Raw genomic sequence first — 20,506 nt, 5'->3', positions numbered from 1 at the left:
TCGTAGCGCTACTGAGGGGGTAGTCATGGTCATCACGGCCATGGTGTGACTTTTGGTGCCGTGCGGGCCACGTATCTTCAGCCACGTTCAAGAAATGAGTAGTGCGATATTTGTTCTGGTCCTGGCCGCCGTGGGTTTCGCTGGCATGTTTTCTGACAACCGCCGGACACGATTCCTCGTGCCCGGCGGTCCCACAGTCTGCAGAGTGAGGCGTCACAGCCCCGCATGCCCTCCCAGGGACAGCGGGGCGTGCCGGTTCACGTCCTTATACAGCAGGTACCGGAACGGTTTGGGCCCGCCGGCGTAGCAGGCCTGGGGACAGAAGGCGCGCAGCCACATGAAGTCGCCCTCCTGGACCTCCACCCAGTCCTCGTTGAGCCGGTACACGGCCTGACCCTCCAGGACGTAGAGCCCGTGCTCCATCACGTGGGTCTCCGCGAACGGGATGATCCCGCCGGGCAGGAACGTCACGATGGTCACGTGCATGTCGTGGCGCAGGTCCTTCTGGTCCACGAACCGCGTGGTGGCCCACCGGCCCTCGGTGCCCGGCATGGGCGTGGGCTCGATGTCCTGCTCGTTGGTCACGAAGGACTCCGGCTTGGGCACTCCGGCCACCCGCTGGTAGCGCTTGCGGATCCACATGAACCGGGTGTCTTCGGAGCCGCGGTTGTGCGCGGTCCAGGTATCGCCCGGGGCGATGAACGCGTACCCTCCCGGTGCCAGCACGTGGGTGTCCTCGTCCCCGGGCTCGTCACCCAGGGTGAGCTCCAGGGAGCCCTCCATCACGAAGAGCACGGCCTCGGCGCTCGGATCGTCCTCCGGCTTCTCGGAGCCGCCGCCGGGGGCCACCTCCACGAGGTACTGCGAGAACGTCTCCGCGAAACCGGTCATGGGCCGCGCGAGCACCCACAGTCGCGTGTCCTCCCAGAACGGCAGGTACGAGGTCACGATGTCCCGCTGCGTGCCCCGCGGAATCACGGCGTACGCCTCCCGGAACATCGCGCGGTCCGTGAGCAGGTCCGTCTGCGGCGGGTGCCCACCGTGGGTGGCCCAGTACGTGCGCTCGGTCATGGGGTCTCTCCTGTCTCGGGGCTCGAGCGGTCTCCCGTGGACGACGACGCCGCCGCGCCCGGGTTCGCCACCGCCCGCACCGTCTCGGGGTCCAGGCCGGTGGCGCGCAGCTCGTCCTCGCCCACCGCACCGCACAGCAATCCTCGCACCACGTAGCGCGCGAGCGCACGGGCGGTGGCGGGCTCGTCCGCCACGTCCGCCGTCTCGATGCCCGGCACGGACCGGCCGGCGTAGGCCACGAGGCGGCGTGCGGCGTCGTCGAACGCGTCCCGGTAGAACGCGTAGTTGGTCAGGAAGCGCGTGGGCAGCTGGTGGGCGTGCAGGTCCCAGCCTTGGTAGAAGCCGCGCTCCAGGGAGCGGCGCACCAGGCGTGAGTGCAGCGCCCACGTCTCGCGGCGCTGGGCGGCGTCCCCCACGGGCAACCGGTTGGTGGAACCGTCTGAGAGGTTCACCCCGGTGCCGGCCACGGCCACCTGCATCACGTTCTTGGCGTGGTCCGCGGTGGGGTGCTCCAGGGACTGGAACCGCCCCGAGATCCCCAGGGAGGCGGAGTAGTCGTACGTGCCGTAGTGCAGTGCGGAGACCCGCCCCTCCGCGGCGCGCAGCATGGCCGGGATGGGGCAGGTCCCGTCCGGGCCCAGGATCATGTCCGGGGTCTCCATCTGGATCTCGAAGCGCAGCCTCCCGAGGGGCAGACCGAGCGCGTCCTCCAGCGCCAGGCACGCCTCCACCATCACGGCCACCTGCTCCACCGCGGAGACCTTGGGCAGCGTGAGCACGAGTCCCTCGGGCAGCCCGTCCGCGCTGATCCCTGCCTCCCGGAGCCCGCCATCGCGCACCAGGGTGCTCAGGAACAGGTCCAGGGTGCGCAGCCCGCGGTCACGGGTGGCGGCCTCGAAGCACTTGAAGCGGATGCCCGCGAACGCCGGGGCCGGAGCCGCACCCGTGGCGCGGTTCCGGGCGAACGCGGCCACCGTGCGGGCGGCGCGCACGGCGTCGGCATCCTCCTCGGCGTCCGGGCGCTCGCCGTAGCCGTCCTCGAGGTCCAGCCGCAGGTCCTCGACGGGCTCGGTGCGAAGCTTCTCGCCGACGCGCGCCACGAGATCGGGCGCGGCCGCGGCGTCGATCCCCGCGAGCTCCGCGAGGGCCGCGAGCCCGCCCGCCTCCTCGGCCGCCGACGACGCCGCCTCGCCCCACTGCGCGGGGGTCTGCTCGCTCACGAGGTCCGCCGGAACGTAGCACGTGTGGACGGGCTGCCGGGCGCCGGCGTCCCCCGGGTGGAACCGGGCGAGATCCGCATCCGTGCCCGCGAGCAGCAGGTCCGCGCGGCGTCCGAAGCCTTCGGGCAGAGAGGGGGCGGCCCCCGCCGCACCGCGCGGGGCGGCAGTGGCGGGGGCCGAGGCGGCGTCCGGGTGGGCCGGTGTCACTTGCTGCCTTCCATGAGGTCGTAGGCGGACAGCGTGAGGAAGTTCGGGTAGTCCTCCTTCAGGACCATGTCCGAGATGAGCTTGCCCGCGGGCACGAACCACTTCTCGTAGTTCTCCTGGTCGATCTCACCGCGCAGCACCTCGAGCTGCGCGTCCAGGGCGTCGGAGACGAGCTCGCGCGTGGCGGTGTTGCCGGTGTCCGTGTAGACCACGCCGTTCTTGATCTGCTGCCAGATCTGCGAGCGGGAGATCTCCGCGGTGGCGGCGTCCTCCATGAGGTTGTGGATGGCCACCGCGCCGTTGCCCGAGAGCCACACGGCCACGTAGCGGATGGCCACGTACAGGTTGGCGTTGAGCTCCTTCTCGGTGCGCTGGTCACCCGCGGAGGGCACGTCCAGCAGCATCTCGGCGGTCACGTCCACGTCCGGGCGCTGGTGGTCCACCTGGTTGGGGTTCTCCCCGAGCACGCCGTCGAAGACCTCCTGGCACACGGGCACGAGGTCCGGGTGGGCCACCCACGAGCCGTCGAAGCCGTCCCCGGCCTCGCGGGTCTTGTCGTTGCGGACCTTCTCGAACGCGGCCTTGTTGATCTCCTCGTCCTTGCGGGAGGGGATGAACGCGGCCATGCCGCCCATCGCGAAGGCGCCGCGCTTGTGGCACGTCTGCACCAGCAGGTCCGTGTAGGCGCGCATCAGGGGAGCGGTCATGGTCACGGCGGAGCGGTCCGCCAGGATGAACTTCTCCCCGGCGTCGCGGAAGTACTTGATGATGGAGAACAGGTAGTCCCAGCGCCCGGCGTTGAGCCCGGAGGCGTGGTCCCGCAGCTCGTAGAGGATCTCGTCCATCTGGAACGCGGCGGGGATGGTCTCGATCAGCACGGTCGCACGGACGGTGCCGTGCTCGATGCCCAGGTACTCCTCCGCGAACGTGAACACGTCGTTCCACAGCCGAGCCTCGAGGTAGGACTCCATCTTGGGCAGGTAGTAGTACGGGCCCTGGCCGTTCTCGATCAGCTGCTTGGCCGTGTGGAAGAAGTGCAGACCGAAGTCCGTGAGGGAGCCCGAGGCCGTCCTGCCGTTGATCGCCACGTTGTACTCGGGCAGGTGCCAGCCGCGCGGACGCATGACCACCACGGCCAGGGGCACGTCCTCGCGGAGCTTGTACTCCTTGCCCTCCGGGGAGGTGAAGCCCAGGGTGCCGCGGGCGGCGTCGCGCAGGTTGGCGATCGCGTCCACCTGGTTGGCCCAGCTGGGGGAGGCGGCGTCCTCGAGGTCCGCGAGCCACACCTTGGCGCCGGAGTTCAGCGCGTTGATGGCCATCTTGGCGGGCGACGCCGGTCCGGTCATCTCCACGCGCCGGTCCTGCAGGGCCTTGGGAGCCGGGGCCACCTTCCAGTCCCCCTCCCGCACCTCGCGGGTCTCGGGCAGGAAGTCCATGGTGCCGGTCTCGGCGGCCTGCGCGCGGGCGGTCTCGCGCTTGCCGAGCAGCTCCTCGCGGCGGTCCGCGAACTTCTCGTGCAGCGCCTCCACGAAGGCCAGGGCGTCCGCGGAGAGGATCTCGTTGGCCGCGGGCACGTTCTGCGGCGTGTTGTGGGTGATGCTCATGTGGTGCCTCCTGGGTGTCGTGCGGACCGGGCTGCGGCGGTGAACCCGTGTGTTGGGCGTTCGTGCGGTCGAGGTGCCGTGGTGCGGCGCCGCTGCGAACCGTCGGCGCAGCTCGCGCCTGTATCCGTATGGCGGAAAAGTTATTCCATTTGTGCCGATCCTAGGCGTAGACTGTGACGCCTGACAAGGTCTCGCCGAGACCTGATTCACAGTGCGGCTCCTCACCCGGCGGATCCCGGGAGTGCCGGGCCGCCACACCGGACGAGGGAGCGCAGCCATGGCCGACGCCAGGAACGCGGGCGGGGTGCAGTCCGTGGAGCGGGTGTTCGATCTGCTCAGCATCATCACCGCATCCGGGGGAGAGTCCTCCCTCAGCGAGCTCGCCGCCAGGGCGGGCCTGCCGCTGCCCACCATCCACCGCCTGCTGCGCACCCTGGTCCCCCTGGGCTACGTGCGCCAGCTGCCCAACCGCAGCTACGCCCTCGGGCCGGGTCTGATCCGACTGGGCAACGCGGCCGGGCTGCAGCTGGGGACCCACGCGCAGCCCGTGCTGCAGGAACTGGTGGACGAGCTGGGGGAGTCCGCGAACCTCGCCGTGCTGGACGGGCGCATGGTGGTCTACGTGGGTCAGGCGCAGTCCTCCCACTCCATGCGGATGTTCACGGAGGTGGGCCGCCGCGCCCACATGCACGACACGGGGGTGGGCAAGGCCATCCTGGCCACCCTGCCCGAGGAGCAGGTGGTCTCCATCGTGACCTCCATGGGCCTGCCCACCCCCACCGAGAAGAGTCTGGGCACGGTGGAGGAGCTGCTCGCGGACCTCGAGCGGATCCGTGAGCGGGGGTACGCCGTGGACGACGAGGAGCAGGAGATCGGCGTGCGCTGCTTCTCGGTGGCCCTGCCGCAGGCCCCCACGCCCACCGCGATCTCCGTCTCGGGGCCCACGTCCCGCGTGGACTGGGAATTCGGGGAGCGCGCCGTGCCGCTGCTGCAGCGGGCCGCGCAGCAGCTGTCTGTGCAGCTGTCCCGGGCGGGCTGACGCCTCAGCGGCGTTCCGCGTGGGTGGAACGGTGCTCCGCGAGCAGGGCCTCCAGGTAGGCGCCGTAGCCGCTCTTGTGCAGGGCGCGGGCGCCGTCGCGCATCTGCTCGTCCGTGAGCAGGCCCAGGCGCCAGGCGACCTCCTCCGGGCAGCCGATGGACATGCCCTGGCGCGCCTGCACGGTGCGGATGAAGTTGGTGGCGTCCGCGAGGGAGTCGAACGTGCCGGTGTCCAGCCACGCGGTGCCGCGCGGCAGCACGTGGACCGCGAGCTCGCCCCGGTCCATGTACATGCGGTTGAGATCGGTGATCTCCAGCTCGCCGCGCGCGGAGGGGGTGAGCGTGCGGGCGAACTCCACGGCGCGGTGGTCGTAGAAGTACAGCCCCGGCACGGCGTAGTGGCTTCGGGGATGCTCGGGCTTCTCCTCGATGGAGACCGCGCGGCCGGAGCCGTCGAACTCCACCACCCCGTACGCGCTCGGATCCGCCACCCGGTAGCCGAAGATCGCGGCCCCCTGCAGGTCATGGAAGCGGCGCAGCTGCGTGCCGAGCCCGGGGCCGTAGAAGATGTTGTCGCCCAGCACCAGGCACACGCTGTCGCTCCCGATGTGCTCGGCGCCCAGGACGAACGCCTGCGCGAGCCCGTCCGGGGACTCCTGCTCCGCGTAGGAGATGCCTGCGCTGCGGGCACCGCGGGGTTCGGGGGTCAGTGCTCCTTCGCGCCGCCGGGATTCTCCGGGTGCTCGGGGTCGATGGCCGCCGGGACGATCTCCCCGGCGGCCGTGATGGCCGGGACCTCGTTGCCCTCGGAGTCCACGAGTTTGCCGTCCCTGACGGTGTCCCCCTCCTGCAGGTGGCTCTGCAGGTGCTCCAGCGCCTCGAGCGGCACGTAGCGCGGCGGGGCCTCCGTGAACACCGAGCCGCTGCCCTCGGGCGGATTGCCGAGCGTGATCTCGTTGAACAGGATGTTGAGCAGCACCGCGGCCACGGCGGCCGAGCTGATGCCCGAGTGGAAGATGGTCTCGAACCACGCGGGGAAACCCGCGTAGATCTTCGGCGCCGCAATGGGCAGCATGCCGATCCCGATGCTCGTGGCCACGATGATCAGGTTGGGGGTCCCCGTGTACTTCACCTTGCCGAGGGTGCGGATGCCCGACGCCGCCACGGTCCCGAACAGCACGATCCCCGCGCCTCCCAGCACGGGCACGGGCACGGCGGCCACCACGCGGCCCAGCACGGGCAGCAGCCCCAGGACCAGCATGATCACGCCGCCGGCCGTCACCACGAACCGGCTGCGCACACCCGTGATGGCCACCAGTCCCACGTTCTGGGCGAACGCGGACTGGGTGAAGCCGTTGAACACCGGCGAGATGAAGGACGCCCCCATGTCCGCGCGCAGACCATCCGCGATGCGCCTGCGGTCCACGGGGGTGTCCACGATCTCGCCCACCGCGATGATGTCCGCGGTAGTCTCCGTGAGGATCACGAGCACCACGATGGTCATGGAGACGATCGCGGCGGGGTGGAAGGTGGGGGGACCGAAGGCGAACGGCTGCGGGAAGGCGAACAGGGCGCCGTCGCCCACGCGGGAGAAGTCCGCCATGCCCAGCACCACGGCCAGCACGGTTCCCAGGACGATGCCCAGCAGGATGGACAGCCGCGAGACCACGGCGCTGCGCACCTTGGACAGCAGCATGATGATCAGCAGGGTGGCCCCGCCCAGGCACACGTTCGTGAAGATGGTGTGCTCGTCGCCCTTGGCGGCCACCGCCGCGCCGCCCATGGCCCACTGTGCGGCCACGGGGAACAGGGACAGCCCGATGGTCGTGATGACCACGCCCGTGACCACGGGTGGGAAGAACCGGATGATGCGCGCGAAGAACGGGGCCACCAGGAAGCCGATGGCCGCCGACGCCATGACCGCGCCGAACACGGCCTGGATCCCGCCGCCGCCGTTGACGATGGCCGTCATGGTGGCCACACCCGCGAAGGAGGTGCCCTGCACCAGCGGCAGCCGGGACCCGAAGAACTTCACGCCGAGGGACTGCAGCACGGTGGCCAGCCCGCCCACGAACAGGCAGCACGCCACGAGCAGCGCCTGGTCGTCGGGGGACAGGCCCGCGGCGCCGCCCACGATCAGCGGCGGGGCGATGATCCCGCCGTACATGGTGAGGACGTGCTGGAACCCGTAGCCGAAGCTCGGGCCCACCCCGAGGAACTCGTCCTCGGGGCGCGCGGCCGCGGTGGCGGCGGTGGATGAGGACATGGCGGGCCTTCCTGGGAGTGCGCGAGCGCGGCCCCCGCCGTGGGAACTCGTGCAGCGGGGGCCGGTCACCCGGATCGGTGGTGGGTGCTGCGGCTCAGCAGAAGCCGGTGATGCCCATCCAGGCGTTCTCGTCCGACTGGGCGTCCTTGCGCTGCACGGTGGCCTCGATCAGGCCGAAGGGGCGGTCCGCCGCGTAGTGGGTCTCGTTGTCGTTCGCCATGTCGCAGAACGCGAGGTCGTACACGAAGTGGTGCTTGTTGGGGCACGAGAACTTGATCTCGTCGATCTCCGGGTGGGTCTCGATCACGGCCTTGCCCATGAGGTACAGGGTCTCCTGCAGGGCGCGGGAGTAGTGGTCCGTGAACTTGTCCAGGATGATCTTCTTCACGTCCGCGTAGACGGCGTCGTAGTCCACGTCCGTGGTGTTGTAGCGCCAGCGGGTGGCCACGTCCGTGGACATGATCCGGTCCGTGGTCTCCGGCAGGGTGGTGTACCGGTCCTTGGGGTAGCCCTGGAACCCGGACTCGGTGGACTTCAGCACCGTGAGGTCCCGGAAGCCGGAGATCACCGTGCTCTTCCCGCCGCCCGTGACGAGCACGGCGGTGCGGACCTCCTGCTTGTTCTGCACGAAGCAGTGGTCGTTGTCGTTGATGCGGTCCCACGCGTGCTCGTCCGCGGCCCAACGGCCGCCGGTGACCCACTCGAACTCGGACGTGAAGTGCTCCGAGAGCTTGAGCAGCAGCTCCTCCGGGGAGTTCACCCCGTACTTCTGCACGAACGCGAACACGGTGTTCTTCTGGGTGTCCGTGGGCACGCAGTGGCCGTTGTCGCCCCGGGTGTGCACGGCGTCGAAGTCACCCCGCAGCTGGGACGTGACCACGAGGTCGCGGATCACGTGGCGGTCGGTGTCGCGGTGGATGCGCACCACGTGGTTCTCCGCCTTGCCGTACTGGTTCTTCCCGAGGACTACTTCGGTCATGATCGTCTGCTCCTTCGCAGGGATTCGGTGGGGTGGTGGCGCGGCGGCCGTCGACCGGCGGGTCGGCTCCTGGCTCAGCTGCCGCGGTACGTGGAGTACGCGAACGGGCTCAGCAACAGGGGCACGTGGTAGTGGCCCTGCTCCTGGCGCACCGTGAAGTCCACGGAGACGAACGGGTAGAACGTCTCCAGCTCGCGGCCGGCGAAGTACGCCTCGGTCGCGAACACGATCCGGTAGTGGCCGGATTCCAGGGTCTCGGGGCCGAGGTCGCCGACCCGGCCGTCCTCGTCGGTGGTGGCGGTGGCGAGCTCATGGCCGTCACCGGTGAGGAGGGTGACGTCGACCCCGCGGGCGGGGCAGCCGTGCACGGAGTCGAGGACGTGGGCGGAGACGAAGCTCATGAGAGCATCCCTTCGAGTCGCAGGACGGCGATCTCCCGCAGCTGCTCGGCCACTTCGCGGCGCTCATCCTCGGGTGGGTTGGACGTGCGGCGGCGCGCCTCGGAGAGGATCTCCGGCAGGCTGCGTCCGGCCGCGCGGATCAGGAACACGTGGCCGAACTTCTCCTGGTAGTCCAGGTTCGCCCGCGCGAGCTCGGCGCGGACGACGTCGTCGCCGGCACCGAGCGCGGCCTGCTCACCGCGCGAGAGGCTCGCCTCGGCGGAGTCCCCCTGCGCGCGCTGCCCGATCATCGGGTGGTGCGACAGCGCACGCTGCACCTCCTCGTCCGTGAACGGGTGGGCCGCGGCGCGCGCGGTCTCCAGCGCGGCGGGGACGGAGGCGTACGGGCGGTGTGCCACGACGTCGTCGATCCAGCGGGGGACGTCCAGGGCGGGGCGCAGGACGGAGACCGCCGTCCCGGGATCGAGGGTGTTGAACTCGGTGAGATCCACGCGTGGACTCCTCCCGCCGCCGGCACTGCTGGTTTTCGTGATGTGGAATTCCCATTCCACTCATAGCCAGTGAACTGGATCACAGGGGCGTGCGTCAAGAACGGGGTGTCACCCCTTCGGGTGACGGGCGGGTGTCCGGGACGTGGCCGGGGCGTGACTAGCATGAAGGCATGAAACCCTTCGTGCTCCTGGCCACTCGCGGCGACGATGTCCTCGCCGACGAGGAATTCGAGGCCGTGGCGCGTTTCGGGGGTCTCGCCCAGTCGCAGCTCGAGCGCATCCGCCTGGAGCAGGGCCGGTTCCCGGAGCTGGACCTGGACGACTACAGCGGGATCATCGTGGGCGGTTCACCGTTCAACTCCTCCGATCCCCCGGAGGAGAAGTCCTCGGTGCAGCGCAGGGCCGAGACCTGGATCAGCGCGCTGCTGGACGAGGTCGTGGCCCGCGACTTCCCGTTCCTGGGGGCCTGCTACGGCGTGGGAACGCTCGGGATCCACCAGGGCGCGGTGGTGGACCGCACGCGCCACGAAGAGGTGGGACCCATCACCGTGACGCTCACGGACGAGGGCGTGGCGGACCCGCTGCTCGCGGACTTCCCCCGGGAGTTCAGCGCGTACGTGGGACACAAGGAGGGCACCCGCGTGCTGCCGCCCAACGCCGTGCTGCTGGCCGAGGGGTCCGTGTGCCAGGTGCAGATGTACCGGATCAAGAACAACCTCTACGCCACCCAGTTCCACCCCGAGCTGGACGTGGCCGGCCTGGTGAGCCGGATCCGGGTGTACAAGGACCTGGGGTACTTCCGCCCGGACGAGCTGGACACCGTGATCGAGCGCATCACGGACGGGCCCGTGGTGGACCAGGCGCCCAAGCTCCTGCGCGCCTTCGTGGAGCGCTACGCGCGCTGACGGCCCGTGCACCGGGGCGCCGGCCGGCCCGAGCGGGCGCGCTGCTGGCACACCCGCGCTCGCCGACGCCTGACCGCGCCCGCCCGCGCGGACGCGGCTCATGGGAACAGGCGCTGCCGGGTGGGCTCCGCCTTGGCCGCCCGCCCGCGCGGATGCGGCTCACGGGCTTCGCGCCCCGGGCCCGCGGCGATCCCACTGCACACGTGAGCGCAATGCGTCGTGCGGCCGATACGGTGGGGGACATGAGTCACCCCAGCGCACCGTGGTCCCGCCCAGCGCCCCCCGCCGTCCCGGAACCACCGCGCACACCCGCAGGGGCCGGGAACGGGCCCGGGACGGTGCTGAGCCCACCCCTGGCGGCGCCGAACGGCCTCGCGGGGTCGCCGGCCGTGAACGCACCCCGCACGAAGAGCTACTTCTACCACCGGCTGGCGCTCACGGACCCGAACCACCGCTGGTGGATGCCGCTCGTGGAGGGACTCATCCTCCTGGCCCTGATCGTCGTGACGACCATCCTCTTCGGGATCGTCATGGCGTTCGCGGTCCCCGGGACCCTCACCGGGGACTTCACCGCCCTGGACCAGATGGACCCGGCGGTCTTCTTCCTCTCGTTCGCATCGGTGGCGCTCATGCTCCCCTGTGCGCTGCTCGCCCGGATGGTGCTGGGGCCGCGACCCCTGGGACTGATCTTCTCCGTGGCCGGGCGCATCCGGTGGCGGTGGCTGCTCACGTGCTTCCTGGTGGCCGCCGCGGTCTACGTGGTGGTCAACGCCGTGGGGATCGGGCTGGACCTCGCGGCGGGCGGCACCCCCACGCCCGTCCAGCCGGTTCCGGGCTTCTGGTGGCTCATGGCCTCGCTGCTGCTGGTGGTGCCGCTGCAGTGCACCGCGGAGGAAGTGGTGTTCCGCGGCTACCTCGCGCAGACGGTGGGCCGCTGGCTCAAGCACCCCGCGTGGGCCATCCTGCTGCCCGTGCCGCTGTTCGTGTTCGGGCACCTCTACGACGTGTGGGGGCTGCTCTCGGTGGGCATCATGGCGGTGTCCATGGGCATCGTCACGTGGCGCACCGGTGGTCTGGAGGCCGGGATCGCCCTGCATGCCGTGAACAACATGAGCATCTCGCTGCTGGCCATGGTGGGACTGGTGGACATGAACGAGACCGGCGGCGCCCCCACGGACCTGATCTCCGAGGTGATCCTCAACGGGCTCTACGTCGCGCTGGTGTTCTGGTTCGTGCGCCGTCGCCCGGCCGTGGCGGTGACCCGCACCGTGGTCCTGCCCCCGCCACCGGCACCGCCGCGCCTGCCCGCCCCGGCCCTGCGCCCAGCCGCCATGGCCGCGGACCGCTCCGGGATGGCCGTCTACCCGTTCGACCCCGCCACGCAGAGCTACCTGAGCCTGCCGCCGCAGTACGGCCCGTACGTGGTGCGCGACGGCCAGGGGCGCTACGTGGGTGTCCTGGACACCCGACCCGCCGCCGAGCCCGCCCCCGCGGTGGCCTCCACGCCCACCTACACTGAGCGACATGACGCACATCACTGACACGACCGCCGGCGGCTCCGACCCGGCACGCGCAGCCGCCCCCGGGGACGCCCCCGCCCACGCCGCGTTCGCCCGCGAGCTCGGGGAGTTCGTGACGGCGTCCCCCAGCTCGTACCACGCGGTTGCCGCCGCGGCCGCCGCGCTCGACGCCGCGGGCTTCTCGCGGCTGAGCGAGTCCGAGCCGTGGGATGCCATGTCCGCCGGGCGGTACTACACGGTGCGCGACGGCGCCCTGATCGCCTGGGTGCTCCCGGCCGGTTCCGCGCCGGGCACGGGCTACCGCGTCCTGGGCGCCCACACGGACTCCCCGGGCTTCAAGCTCAAGCCCCGGCCCACCACGGTGACGCACCGCTGGTGGCAGGCGGGCGTAGAGGTCTACGGCGGCGCGCTGCTGAACTCGTGGCTGGACCGGGATCTGCGGTTCGCGGGGCAGCTCGTGGTGCGCGGCGCGGACGGCTCCCCCCGCCGGGTGCTCACCAGCACCGGCCCGGTGGCGCGCATCCCGCAGCTGGCCATCCACCTGGACCGCTCCGCCAACGACGGCCTCACCCTGGACCGGCAGCGCCACACGCAGCCGGTGTGGGGCGTGGGGGAGGCGCAGGACGCGGACGTCCTGGCCGTGCTCGCCGCCGCCGTGCCCACGGACGAGCCCGTGGACCCCGCGGACGTCCTCGGCTACGACGTCGTCGTGGCGGACACCCAGGCCCCCGAGCTCATCGGTGCCCAGCAGAACCTGCTGGCCAGCGGCCGGCTGGACAACCTCACCTCGGTGTTCACCGGGCTGCGGGCCATGACCGGGCACGCGGAGGAGCTCGAAGCGGCGCAGCAGGTCAGTGTGCTCGCGGCCTTCGACCACGAGGAAGTGGGCTCCGCCACCCGCTCGGGTGCCGCCGGGCCGTTCCTGGAGGACGTGCTCGTGCGCATCGGGGCGGCCCGCGGGGACTCCACGGACGAGCACCGGCGTGCGCTCGCGGAGTCGGTGTGCCTCTCCTCGGACGCCGGGCACCTGGTGCACCCCAACTACCAGGGCCACCACGACCCCGTGAACACCCCCGAACCCGGGCGCGGTCCGCTGCTGAAGATCAATGCGCAGCAGCGCTACACCACCGATGCCGTGGGCGCCGCGGTCTGGGCCCGCGCGTGCGAGACCGCGGGTGTGTCCTACCAGGAGTTCGTGTCCAACAACGCGGTGCCGTGCGGCTCCACCATCGGGCCCATCACGGCCACCCGGCTGGGCATCCGCACCCTGGACGTGGGCGTGGGCCTGCTGTCCATGCACTCGGCGCGCGAGCTCGTGCACACCGCGGACCTGTTCGCGCTGCACCGTGCCATCGGGGGCTTCTGGCGCGGCTGAGCCCCGCCCGCCCCGCCGCACACGCGACGCTCGGCCCACGAGGCCGTGCGCACGCCGCTCCGCCCGCGCCGCCGCACGCGGGCAGAGGCGTGTACGCACCCCTCCCACGCACGACGCCGCCCGGTGACCTTCGCGCAGCAGGCCACCGGGCGGCGTCGTCAGCAGGGGCGCGGGGCGCCCGGGCGTGCGGAACCGGCTACGGCAGCTGCAGCATGGAGATGTCCGCCATCCGGGCCATCACGCGCACCACCTGGCAGGAGTAGCCGAACTCGTTGTCGTACCAGACGTAGAGCACCAGCGAGTTGTTGTTCACGATGGTCGCGAGCCCGTCCACCACGCCGGCGCGGCGCGAGCCCACGAGGTCCGTGGAGACCACGTCCGGGGAGTCCACGTAGTCGATCTGCTTGCGCATGGCGGAGTTCAGCGAGATGTCCTTGAGGAACATGTTCACCTGCTCCGCGGACTCCGGGGCGTTCTCCAGCTGCAGGTTGAGGATCGCCATGGAGACGTCCGGGGTGGGCACGCGGATGGCGTTGCCGGTGAGCTTGCCCTTCATCACGGGCAGGGCCTTGGCCACGGCCTTGGCGGCGCCGGTCTCCGTGATCACCATGTTCAGGGCGGCGGAGCGGCCGCGGCGGTCGCCCTTGTGCCAGTTGTCGATCAGGTTCTGGTCGTTGGTGTAGGAGTGCACCGTCTCCACGTGGCCCTGGACGATCCCGTACTCGTCGTTGAGCACCTTGATCACGGGGGTGATGGCGTTGGTGGTGCAGGACGCCGCGGAGATGATGGTGTCCTCCGGGGTGATGTCCTGGTCGTTCACGCCGCACACGATGTTCTTCATCTCGCCCTTGCCGGGGGCGGTGAGCAGCACCTTGCCCACGCCCTTGGACCGCAGGTGCTGGGAGAGGCCCTCCTCGTCCCGCCACACGCCGGTGTTGTCCACCACCAGGGCGTTGTCGATGCCGTACTCGGTGTAGTCGACCTCCGCGGGGGAGTTGGCGTAGATGAACTGGATGGGCACGCCGTTGGCGGTGATCACGTTGCGCTCTTCATCCACGGTGATGGTGCCGTCGAAGGAGCCGTGCACGGAGTCGCGGCGCAGCAGGGACGCGCGCTTGACGAGGTCGTTGCCGGGCTTCTTGCGCACCACCACGGCGCGCAGGTTGAGCCCGGTGCCGTCGTTGCGGTTGAGCAGGATGCGTGCCAGCAGGCGGCCGATGCGGCCGAAGCCGTAGAGCACCACGTCGCGGGTCTCGGCGTCGTTGCTGCCGTGCTGGTCCACCGCGGGGGCCAGCGCCTCGCGCAGGTAGGAGTCCAGATCCGTGGCGCCGGACTCGGTGAAGCCCTGGTAGAGCTTGGCCACGTCCACGTTGCACACGCCCAGGTTCAGCCGGCCCAGGGCCGTGACGATCTCCACGGTCTTGTCCAGGGGCATCTCCTGGCCCATGATGCGGCGGGCGAAGCGGTGGACCTTGATGATGTCCGTGACGGACTTGTGCACCAGGGAACGCCCGAAGACGGTGGTGACCACCTTGTTGTTGCGGTGCAGCTGCCCCACCAGGGGGACCAGCTGCTCGGCGAGGGCTTCTCGTTCTGACCAGGTGGCGCTCATGAGCATCCTTCTTCCTCGGCCCGGACGTCCTCGTGCGGGCCGTGTTGGAGTCGCGCGACGGTGCGCGGACCAGCGGTGGTGGCGCGCCCCGTGAGCGGCGCTGCTCGTCAGGACCCGAGTTTACGTGGCCGCGCGCACCGCCCCGCGCATTGGCGCAGGATGACGACGCCGCCGGGCCCGGCCGTGCTCGCCGCCCCGTGCCCGGGTGGGCCGCCGGCCCGCGGCCACGGTGCCCCGCCCGACGACGGGCGCCCGGGCGGCGTCGTCCGCCGGAGCACGACGGCCCCTTTGCTACCGTGGAGCCATGTTGACGGTGATCGGTGAGGCCCTCGTGGACGTGGTGTCCCGCAGCGGCGCGGAACCCCGGGCGCACGTGGGCGGCAGCCCCATGAACGTGGCCGTGGGCCTGGCCCGGCTGGGGCAGGAGGTCCAGTTCCTGGGCCGCTACGGCCAGGACGAGTACGGCCACCAGGTGGTCTCCCACCTGCGGGAGAACGGGGTGCGGCTCCCGTTCGAGGCGGACACCCGCCCCACCTCCGTGGCCCAGGCCACCCTGGACGAGGACGGTGCGGCCAGCTACGACTTCCAGCTGGACTGGTCCCTGGACGTCTCCCCGGGCCGGATCGACGAGCTGCTGACGGACACCGAGCTGCTGCACGTGGGCTCGATCGGCGCCATGCTCGAACCGGGTGCCTCCGTGGTGCGCCAGGCCCTGGAGCGCGCGCACCGGCACGCGCTGATCTCCTACGACCCCAACTGCCGCCCCTCGATCATCCCGGACTCCTCCGACGCCCGCGCCCGGGCCGAGCAGATCGTGGCCCTGTCCCACGTGGTCAAGGCCTCGGACGAGGACCTGCTGTGGCTCTACCCGCACCGCGGCGTCGAGGACTCCGCCCGGGCCTGGCTGGCCGCCGGCGCGCGGCTCGTGGTGGTCACGCGCGGCGCCATGGGCCCGTGGGCGGTGAGCCGCGGCACCGGGGAGGACGGCGTGTCCGTCCCCGCCGCGAAGGTCACCGTGGCGGACACCGTGGGAGCCGGGGACTCCTTCATGGCGGCACTGCTCTCGGGGCTCGCGGACCGTGAGATCCTGGGGGCCTCCGCGGCGTCGTCCCTCGAGCAGCTCTCCGCGGGCGAGGTCACCGACCTGCTGCGCCACGCCGCGGCGGCGGCGGGAGTCACCGTCTCCCGCCCCGGCGCGCAGCTGCCCACGCGCGACGATCTCCCCACCACCGGCTGACACCCGCTCCGCCCCGGTGACCGCTGCTGCTGCGGCCGCCCGGGGTGCTGCGCCCATCCGTCACGACGAAAGGACCACCGCCATGTACGACCGTCATCCCTACGCCGACCTGCCCGAACTGCCCACCTTCACGCTCACGTCCACGGACGTGGCCGAGGGCGAGACCATGAAGACCCCGCAGCTCTCCGGGATCATGGGGGCCGGGGGAGAGGACGTCTCCCCGCAGCTGTCGTGGAGCGGTGCCCCGGAAGGCACGCAGTCCTACGTGGTCACCATGTTCGACCCGGACGCCCCCACCCCCAGCGGGTTCTGGCACTGGTGCCTGTCCAACATCCCGGCGGACGTCACGGAACTGGCCACCGGGGCGGCGTCGAACCCGCCGGAGGGAGCCGTGCAGCACCGCAACGACGGCGGCACGGACGAGTACCTGGGTGCGGCCCCGCCCGAGGGCCACGGCCCGCACCGCTACATCCTCTGCGTGACCGCGGTGGACGTGCCCGAGCTCGAGGTGGACGAGAGCTCGAGTCCCGCGGTGGTGAACTTCACCGTGTTCTCGCACGCCCTGGGGCGCGCGTTCCTCACGCCCGTCTACGAAGTGAAGTAGCCGGCGGTGCCCGAACACCTGCGCGCCGAGGGCCGTCCCGTGCGCCTGATCGCCAGTGACCTGGACGGGACGGTCATCGGCCACGACTTCCGGTTCCGGCCCCGGACGCTCGCGGCGATCGCCGCCGCCCGGGACGCCGGGATCCAGGTGGTGTTCGTGACGGGGCGCCCCAAGCGCTGGCTGGACCCGCTGCACGAGCAGCTCGAGGACGTGGGCGTGGTGATCTGCTCCAACGGCGCGGTGATCTACGACCCCGGCACGGAGGAGGTCCTGGGCGCGAGCGTGTTCGAGGTGAACGAGGCGCTGCCCGTGATCGAGGACGTGCGCCGCGCCTTCCCGGACTCGCTGTTCGCCGCGGAGACCCTGGACCGCGTGCACACCGACCACGGGTGGTCCCGCACGGACCGCATGGAGCTGCGGGACATCGTGGAGGCACCCGTGACGGAGTCCCTCGAACCCGGCACCGAGGTGGTGAAGCTGCTGGCCAAGCTCGACGGCGCGGATCCGGAGCACTACTTCGAGCGCGTCCGCGACGTGGTGGCCGGGCGGCTCGCGGTCACCCACTCGGTGGCCGCCGCGCCGCTCGTGGAGATGGGCCAGCGCGGCCTGACCAAGGCCCGGACCCTGGAGCGCTTCGCCGCGGGTCTGGGCATCTCACGCGACGAGGTCATGGCCTTCGGGGACATGCCCAACGACCTCGAGATGCTCACGTGGGCCGGACGCGGCTACGCCATGGCGGACGGTCACCCGGGGGTCGTGGCCGCCGTGGAGCGCACCGCACCGGCCTTCGCCGAGGACGGCGTGGCCCAGGTGATCGAGCACTACCTCGACCACGAGCACCGCGCACCCTCCCGGGAAGCCGACCATGCCTGAGACACCCCGCAAGCACCCCGCGGCACTGGCGCACCGGGGGTTCTCCCCGGACGGCCACGAGAACACCATGGCCGCCTTCCGGGCCGCCGCCGAACTGGGCTTCGTGTGGCTCGAGACGGACGTGCACACCACGAAGGACGGCGTGGTGGTGGCGTTCCACGATCCCACCCTCGAGCGGGTCACGGGCACGGCCGGCAACGTCAACGACCTCACGTGGCAGCAGCTGCGCGAGCTGCGCATCGGCGGCGCCCACGGCATCCCCACCCTCGAGGAGCTGCTCCGTGAGCTGCCGGAGGCGTGCCTGAACATCGACGTCAAGGACGAGGCCTCCGTGGTCGCCCTGCCCGAGGTGCTCGCCCGGGAGGACGCCGTGGACCGGGTGCGCGTCACCTCCTTCTCCGAATCACGACGCCGCCGCGCGCTCGCGCGGATCTCCCGCCTCACGGGCCGCCGGGTCAGGACCTCCGCCGGGATGCTGGGCACCGCAGGGTTCCTGGCGGTGTCCGCGGTGGCGCCGCTGACCGACCGGGTGTCCCCGAGGATCGCCCCGGCCCTGTGGCGAGCGCACCGGGTGGCGTGGTCCCGTGTGGTAGCGCCGTTCGACACCCTCCAGCTGCCCGAGCAGCACACCGTGGAGCTGCCCCTGGGTCGGAAGGTCACCGTGCGCGTGGTGTCCCCGCGGTTCCTGGACCTCGCCCGCCGGGCGGGCCTGGCCGTGCAGGTGTGGACCGTCAACGACCCCGCGGACATGCACCGCCTCCTGGACATGGGTGTGGCCGGGCTGATCACGGACCGCGCGGACCTGCTCCGGGACGTCCTCGTGGCCCGCGAGCAGTGGCCGCCCGACGACCAGCGCTGACCCGTTCGCCCCGCCGGGTGCGCCGTCCCGTCTCGGGAACGGAGTCTCCTTGCGAGGTGCGCGGCCGCACCCTCGTCCCGGGACGGCCCCCGCGCGTGCCCGTCGGCGCGGCGCCCGCTCGACGCGCCGTCGGGTGAACCACCCGCTTCACCCCATTGCGCGGCCCGGCGCGGTAGCTTGGACGTGATCGGGGACACGGGTGATCTCGGAATCACCCGCTCGCCGCCGAGCCCGGTTCGACGAGCCCAGGGAGGCCACGTGCACGGCATGCGCCAGAGCCCTGCCCTCGTCCTGCCGGAGACCGCCTCACCACGTGCCGCCTGGACACCTCCGCGCCGCGGCGGCGCCCGCCGGTCGCAGTCCGCGATCTACCGCCGCCGCCTCACCGCGCAGGCGCCCCTGCTCGGCCACCGCGTGGTGGCCGCGCGCCTGAGCAAGATCCCGTAGCTGGGTTCACGCCCCGCCGGTGCCCCTATCCGGGGGCGCCGAGCCTCCCCATGACGTTCTCCGTCGCACGCCATCCCGCGACGACCATGCCCGCGACCACGCCGCCTGCGAGGAACCATGAACCCTGTGCCACCGTCCACCGTGCCGCCGGAAAGACGCGGACCCCACCGGTCCGGGACCGCCGCACCGGATCGCGTCCCGTCCCGGACCGCCGGCGGCGCCGCGCTGCGCGCCGCCGTGTCCCGGCGGGGGTTCATGGGGCTGGGCGCCGCGGCGGCGTCGTTGGCCCTGGCCGGGTGCGGCGGCAACGCCCAGCCCGGCGCCGTGACCGCGCAGGCCACGGGGGAGCCGCGCCGCGGCGGGATCCTGCGGATCGGGCTGACGGGCGGCGGCGCGTCCGACACCCTGGACGCCAACGCACCCGTGGGCACCGCGGACGGCGGGCGCGTGATGAACCTCTACGACCGGCTCTACGACTACAGCCCCGAGTACGAGCTGGTGCCCCGCCTCGCGGAGTCCGCGACGTCCCAGGACGGCGGCCGGGCCTGGGTGTTCCGGCTGCGCAAGGGCGTGACCTTCCACGACGGGCGCCCGCTCACGTCCAAGGAGGTGGTGTCCACGTTCAAGCGCATCACCGATCCGAAGGACCCGAAGACCGGTGCGGCCGGGCTGGCGCTGCTGAAGCGGACCGTAGCCGTGGACGAGCACACCGTGCGCTTCGAGCTCGCGGAGCCGGACGCGATGTTCGTGGACTCCACGGCGCAGAACTCCATGGGCATCGTCCCCACGGACTACGACCCCAAGAAGCCCGTGGGCACCGGCGCGTTCCGGCTGGGCGAGTTCGAGCCGGGACAGCTCACGGTGCTCAAGGCCAACCCCGACTACTGGGACGGGAAGCCGTACCTGGACGAGGTGCACCTGCTGAACTTCAACGACCAGGACGCCCTGGTGAACGCGCTGCTCTCCACCCAGGTGGACGTGGTGGGGCAGCTGCCACTGGCCATGATCGACGTGGTGAACACGGATCCGCGCCTGCACACGGTGGTGTCGCAGACCGGCAACTGGCTGCCGTTCACCATGCGTGTGGACACCGCGCCGTTCGACGACCCCCGGGTCCGGGAGGCCTTCCGCCTGGTGGTGGACCGCGAGCAGATGGTGGAACAGGTCTTCTCCGGCCACGGCACCGTGGGCAACGACATGTACGCGCCCTTCGACCCGGGCACGCCGGAGCTGCCGCAGCGCACCCGGGACATCGCGAAGGCCAAGAAGCTGCTCGCGGCCGCCGGGCACCCGGACGGGCTCGAGGTGGAGCTCGTCACCGCACCCATCCAGTCCGGTGCGGTGGAGGCCGCGCAGGTCTTCGCGGAGCAGGCCTCCGAGGCCGGCATCAGGGTGAAACTGCGCCGCGTGGACGCCACCACGTTCTTCGGGGACGGGTACCTGAAGTACCCCTTCGCGCAGGACTTCTGGTACACCCGCAGCTTCCTGCCCCAGAGCTCCATGGGCTCCCTGCCCAAGGCGCCGTTCAACGAGACCCACTGGGCGGATCCGGAGTTCCTCGCCCTCTACAAGAAGGCGCGCGCCACGCTGGACGAGAAGAAGCGCAACGAGCTGGTGGCCCGGGCCCAGCAGCTGCTGCACGACAAGGGTGGGTACATCGCGTGGGGGTTCTTCGACCAGGCGGACGCCTACCAGAACTACGTGGGCGGCGCGTTCACCCACCGCAGCGGCATGCCCGTGAGCGGTTTTCAACTGCGGTCCCTGTGGATCGCTCCGGAAGGGAAGTGATCGCGTGGG

18 protein-coding genes and 1 pseudogene are annotated in these 20,506 nt (G+C 71.4%); 10 read left to right on the top strand and 9 right to left on the bottom strand.

Annotated elements, in window-relative coordinates:
- Positions 1–213 precede the first annotated feature (213 nt).
- From C1C97_RS10925 to aceB, 3 genes are read right to left on the bottom strand one after another with little or no spacing between them, the layout of a single operon-like run.
- Positions 214–1,071 carry a bifunctional allantoicase/(S)-ureidoglycine aminohydrolase gene (locus C1C97_RS10925; RefSeq protein ID WP_110919925.1) on the bottom strand — a complete coding sequence of 286 codons (858 nt, stop codon included), beginning with the start codon at positions 1,069–1,071 and terminating at the stop codon, positions 214–216.
- Positions 1,068–2,498: a DUF6986 family protein gene (locus tag C1C97_RS10920; protein ID WP_121031831.1), complete on the bottom strand. Its 1,431-nt coding sequence runs from the start codon at positions 2,496–2,498 to the stop codon at positions 1,068–1,070. Before C1C97_RS10920 ends, C1C97_RS10925 begins: the two co-directional genes overlap by 4 nt.
- Positions 2,495–4,102: a malate synthase A gene (gene aceB, locus C1C97_RS10915; protein ID WP_121031829.1), complete on the bottom strand. Its 1,608-nt coding sequence runs from the start codon at positions 4,100–4,102 to the stop codon at positions 2,495–2,497. Before aceB ends, C1C97_RS10920 begins: the two co-directional genes overlap by 4 nt.
- A 277-nt stretch (positions 4,103–4,379) precedes the next feature.
- On the opposite strand from aceB, the gene C1C97_RS10910 reads away from it, so the two are divergent.
- Positions 4,380–5,141, top strand: coding sequence for an IclR family transcriptional regulator (locus C1C97_RS10910; protein WP_121031827.1), 762 nt, complete (start codon positions 4,380–4,382; stop codon positions 5,139–5,141).
- Between the two features lie 4 nt (positions 5,142–5,145).
- On the opposite strand, the pseudogene C1C97_RS10905 reads toward C1C97_RS10910, so the two are convergent.
- The 5 genes and pseudogenes from C1C97_RS10905 to uraD all read right to left on the bottom strand — a co-directional run.
- Positions 5,146–5,814: pseudogene (locus tag C1C97_RS10905) on the bottom strand (sugar nucleotidyltransferase); the annotation flags it as partial.
- Between the two features lie 32 nt (positions 5,815–5,846).
- A complete protein-coding gene (locus C1C97_RS10900; protein ID WP_110919929.1) occupies positions 5,847–7,406 on the bottom strand; it encodes a nucleobase:cation symporter-2 family protein in 1,560 nt (519 codons plus the stop codon).
- A gap of 94 nt (positions 7,407–7,500) precedes the next feature.
- Complete coding sequence (gene pucL, locus C1C97_RS10895; protein ID WP_110919930.1) at positions 7,501–8,385, bottom strand: factor-independent urate hydroxylase; 885 nt, start codon at positions 8,383–8,385, stop codon at positions 7,501–7,503.
- Between the two features lie 74 nt (positions 8,386–8,459).
- Positions 8,460–8,786, bottom strand: a complete 327-nt coding sequence (uraH, locus tag C1C97_RS10890) for a hydroxyisourate hydrolase (protein ID WP_110919931.1) — start codon at positions 8,784–8,786, stop codon at positions 8,460–8,462.
- The gene (uraD, locus tag C1C97_RS10885) at positions 8,783–9,277 is read right to left on the bottom strand and encodes a 2-oxo-4-hydroxy-4-carboxy-5-ureidoimidazoline decarboxylase (protein WP_110919932.1); all 495 of its coding nucleotides are present in this window, start codon (positions 9,275–9,277) and stop codon (positions 8,783–8,785) included. Before uraD ends, uraH begins: the two co-directional genes overlap by 4 nt.
- A 170-nt stretch (positions 9,278–9,447) precedes the next feature.
- Between uraD and C1C97_RS10880 the strand changes: the two genes are divergently transcribed.
- The 3 genes from C1C97_RS10880 (at position 9,448) to C1C97_RS10870 (ending at position 13,077) form a co-directional block, all read left to right on the top strand.
- A complete protein-coding gene (locus C1C97_RS10880) occupies positions 9,448–10,182 on the top strand; it encodes a glutamine amidotransferase (protein ID WP_121031825.1) in 735 nt (244 codons plus the stop codon).
- A gap of 389 nt (positions 10,183–10,571) precedes the next feature.
- Positions 10,572–11,723: a CPBP family intramembrane glutamic endopeptidase gene (locus C1C97_RS10875; protein ID WP_233542900.1), complete on the top strand. Its 1,152-nt coding sequence runs from the start codon at positions 10,572–10,574 to the stop codon at positions 11,721–11,723.
- The gene (locus C1C97_RS10870) at positions 11,707–13,077 is read left to right on the top strand and encodes a M18 family aminopeptidase (protein ID WP_121031821.1); all 1,371 of its coding nucleotides are present in this window, start codon (positions 11,707–11,709) and stop codon (positions 13,075–13,077) included. Before C1C97_RS10875 ends, C1C97_RS10870 begins: the two co-directional genes overlap by 17 nt.
- Positions 13,078–13,273: 196 nt before the next feature.
- Here the strand turns inward: C1C97_RS10870 and C1C97_RS10865 are convergent, their stop codons facing one another.
- Complete coding sequence (locus tag C1C97_RS10865; RefSeq protein WP_233542899.1) at positions 13,274–14,689, bottom strand: glyceraldehyde-3-phosphate dehydrogenase; 1,416 nt, start codon at positions 14,687–14,689, stop codon at positions 13,274–13,276.
- 304 nt (positions 14,690–14,993) lie between these two features.
- Between C1C97_RS10865 and C1C97_RS10860 the strand changes: the two genes are divergently transcribed.
- The 6 genes from C1C97_RS10860 (at position 14,994) to C1C97_RS10835 (ending at position 20,497) form a co-directional block, all read left to right on the top strand.
- Entirely contained in the window at positions 14,994–15,926 is a 933-nt protein-coding gene (locus C1C97_RS10860; RefSeq protein WP_121031819.1) for a carbohydrate kinase family protein, read from the top strand.
- 82 nt (positions 15,927–16,008) lie between these two features.
- Positions 16,009–16,530, top strand: a complete 522-nt coding sequence (locus tag C1C97_RS10855) for a YbhB/YbcL family Raf kinase inhibitor-like protein (RefSeq protein WP_121031817.1) — start codon at positions 16,009–16,011, stop codon at positions 16,528–16,530.
- A gap of 6 nt (positions 16,531–16,536) precedes the next feature.
- Positions 16,537–17,403 carry an HAD-IIB family hydrolase gene (locus C1C97_RS10850; protein WP_121031815.1) on the top strand — a complete coding sequence of 289 codons (867 nt, stop codon included), beginning with the start codon at positions 16,537–16,539 and terminating at the stop codon, positions 17,401–17,403.
- Complete coding sequence (locus C1C97_RS10845) at positions 17,396–18,262, top strand: glycerophosphodiester phosphodiesterase family protein (RefSeq protein ID WP_121031813.1); 867 nt, start codon at positions 17,396–17,398, stop codon at positions 18,260–18,262. The genes C1C97_RS10850 and C1C97_RS10845 overlap by 8 nt, the downstream gene beginning before the upstream one ends.
- A gap of 267 nt (positions 18,263–18,529) precedes the next feature.
- Complete coding sequence (locus C1C97_RS10840) at positions 18,530–18,709, top strand: hypothetical protein (RefSeq protein ID WP_147406075.1); 180 nt, start codon at positions 18,530–18,532, stop codon at positions 18,707–18,709.
- A gap of 117 nt (positions 18,710–18,826) precedes the next feature.
- Positions 18,827–20,497, top strand: coding sequence for an ABC transporter substrate-binding protein (locus C1C97_RS10835; protein WP_233542898.1), 1,671 nt, complete (start codon positions 18,827–18,829; stop codon positions 20,495–20,497).
- Positions 20,498–20,506: the final 9 nt, after the last annotated feature.

This window comes from Kocuria tytonis, assembly GCF_003226895.2.
Classification (GTDB): Bacteria; Actinomycetota; Actinomycetes; order Actinomycetales; family Micrococcaceae; genus Kocuria; species Kocuria tytonis.
This window is presented reverse-complemented; position numbering and strand designations above follow the sequence as displayed.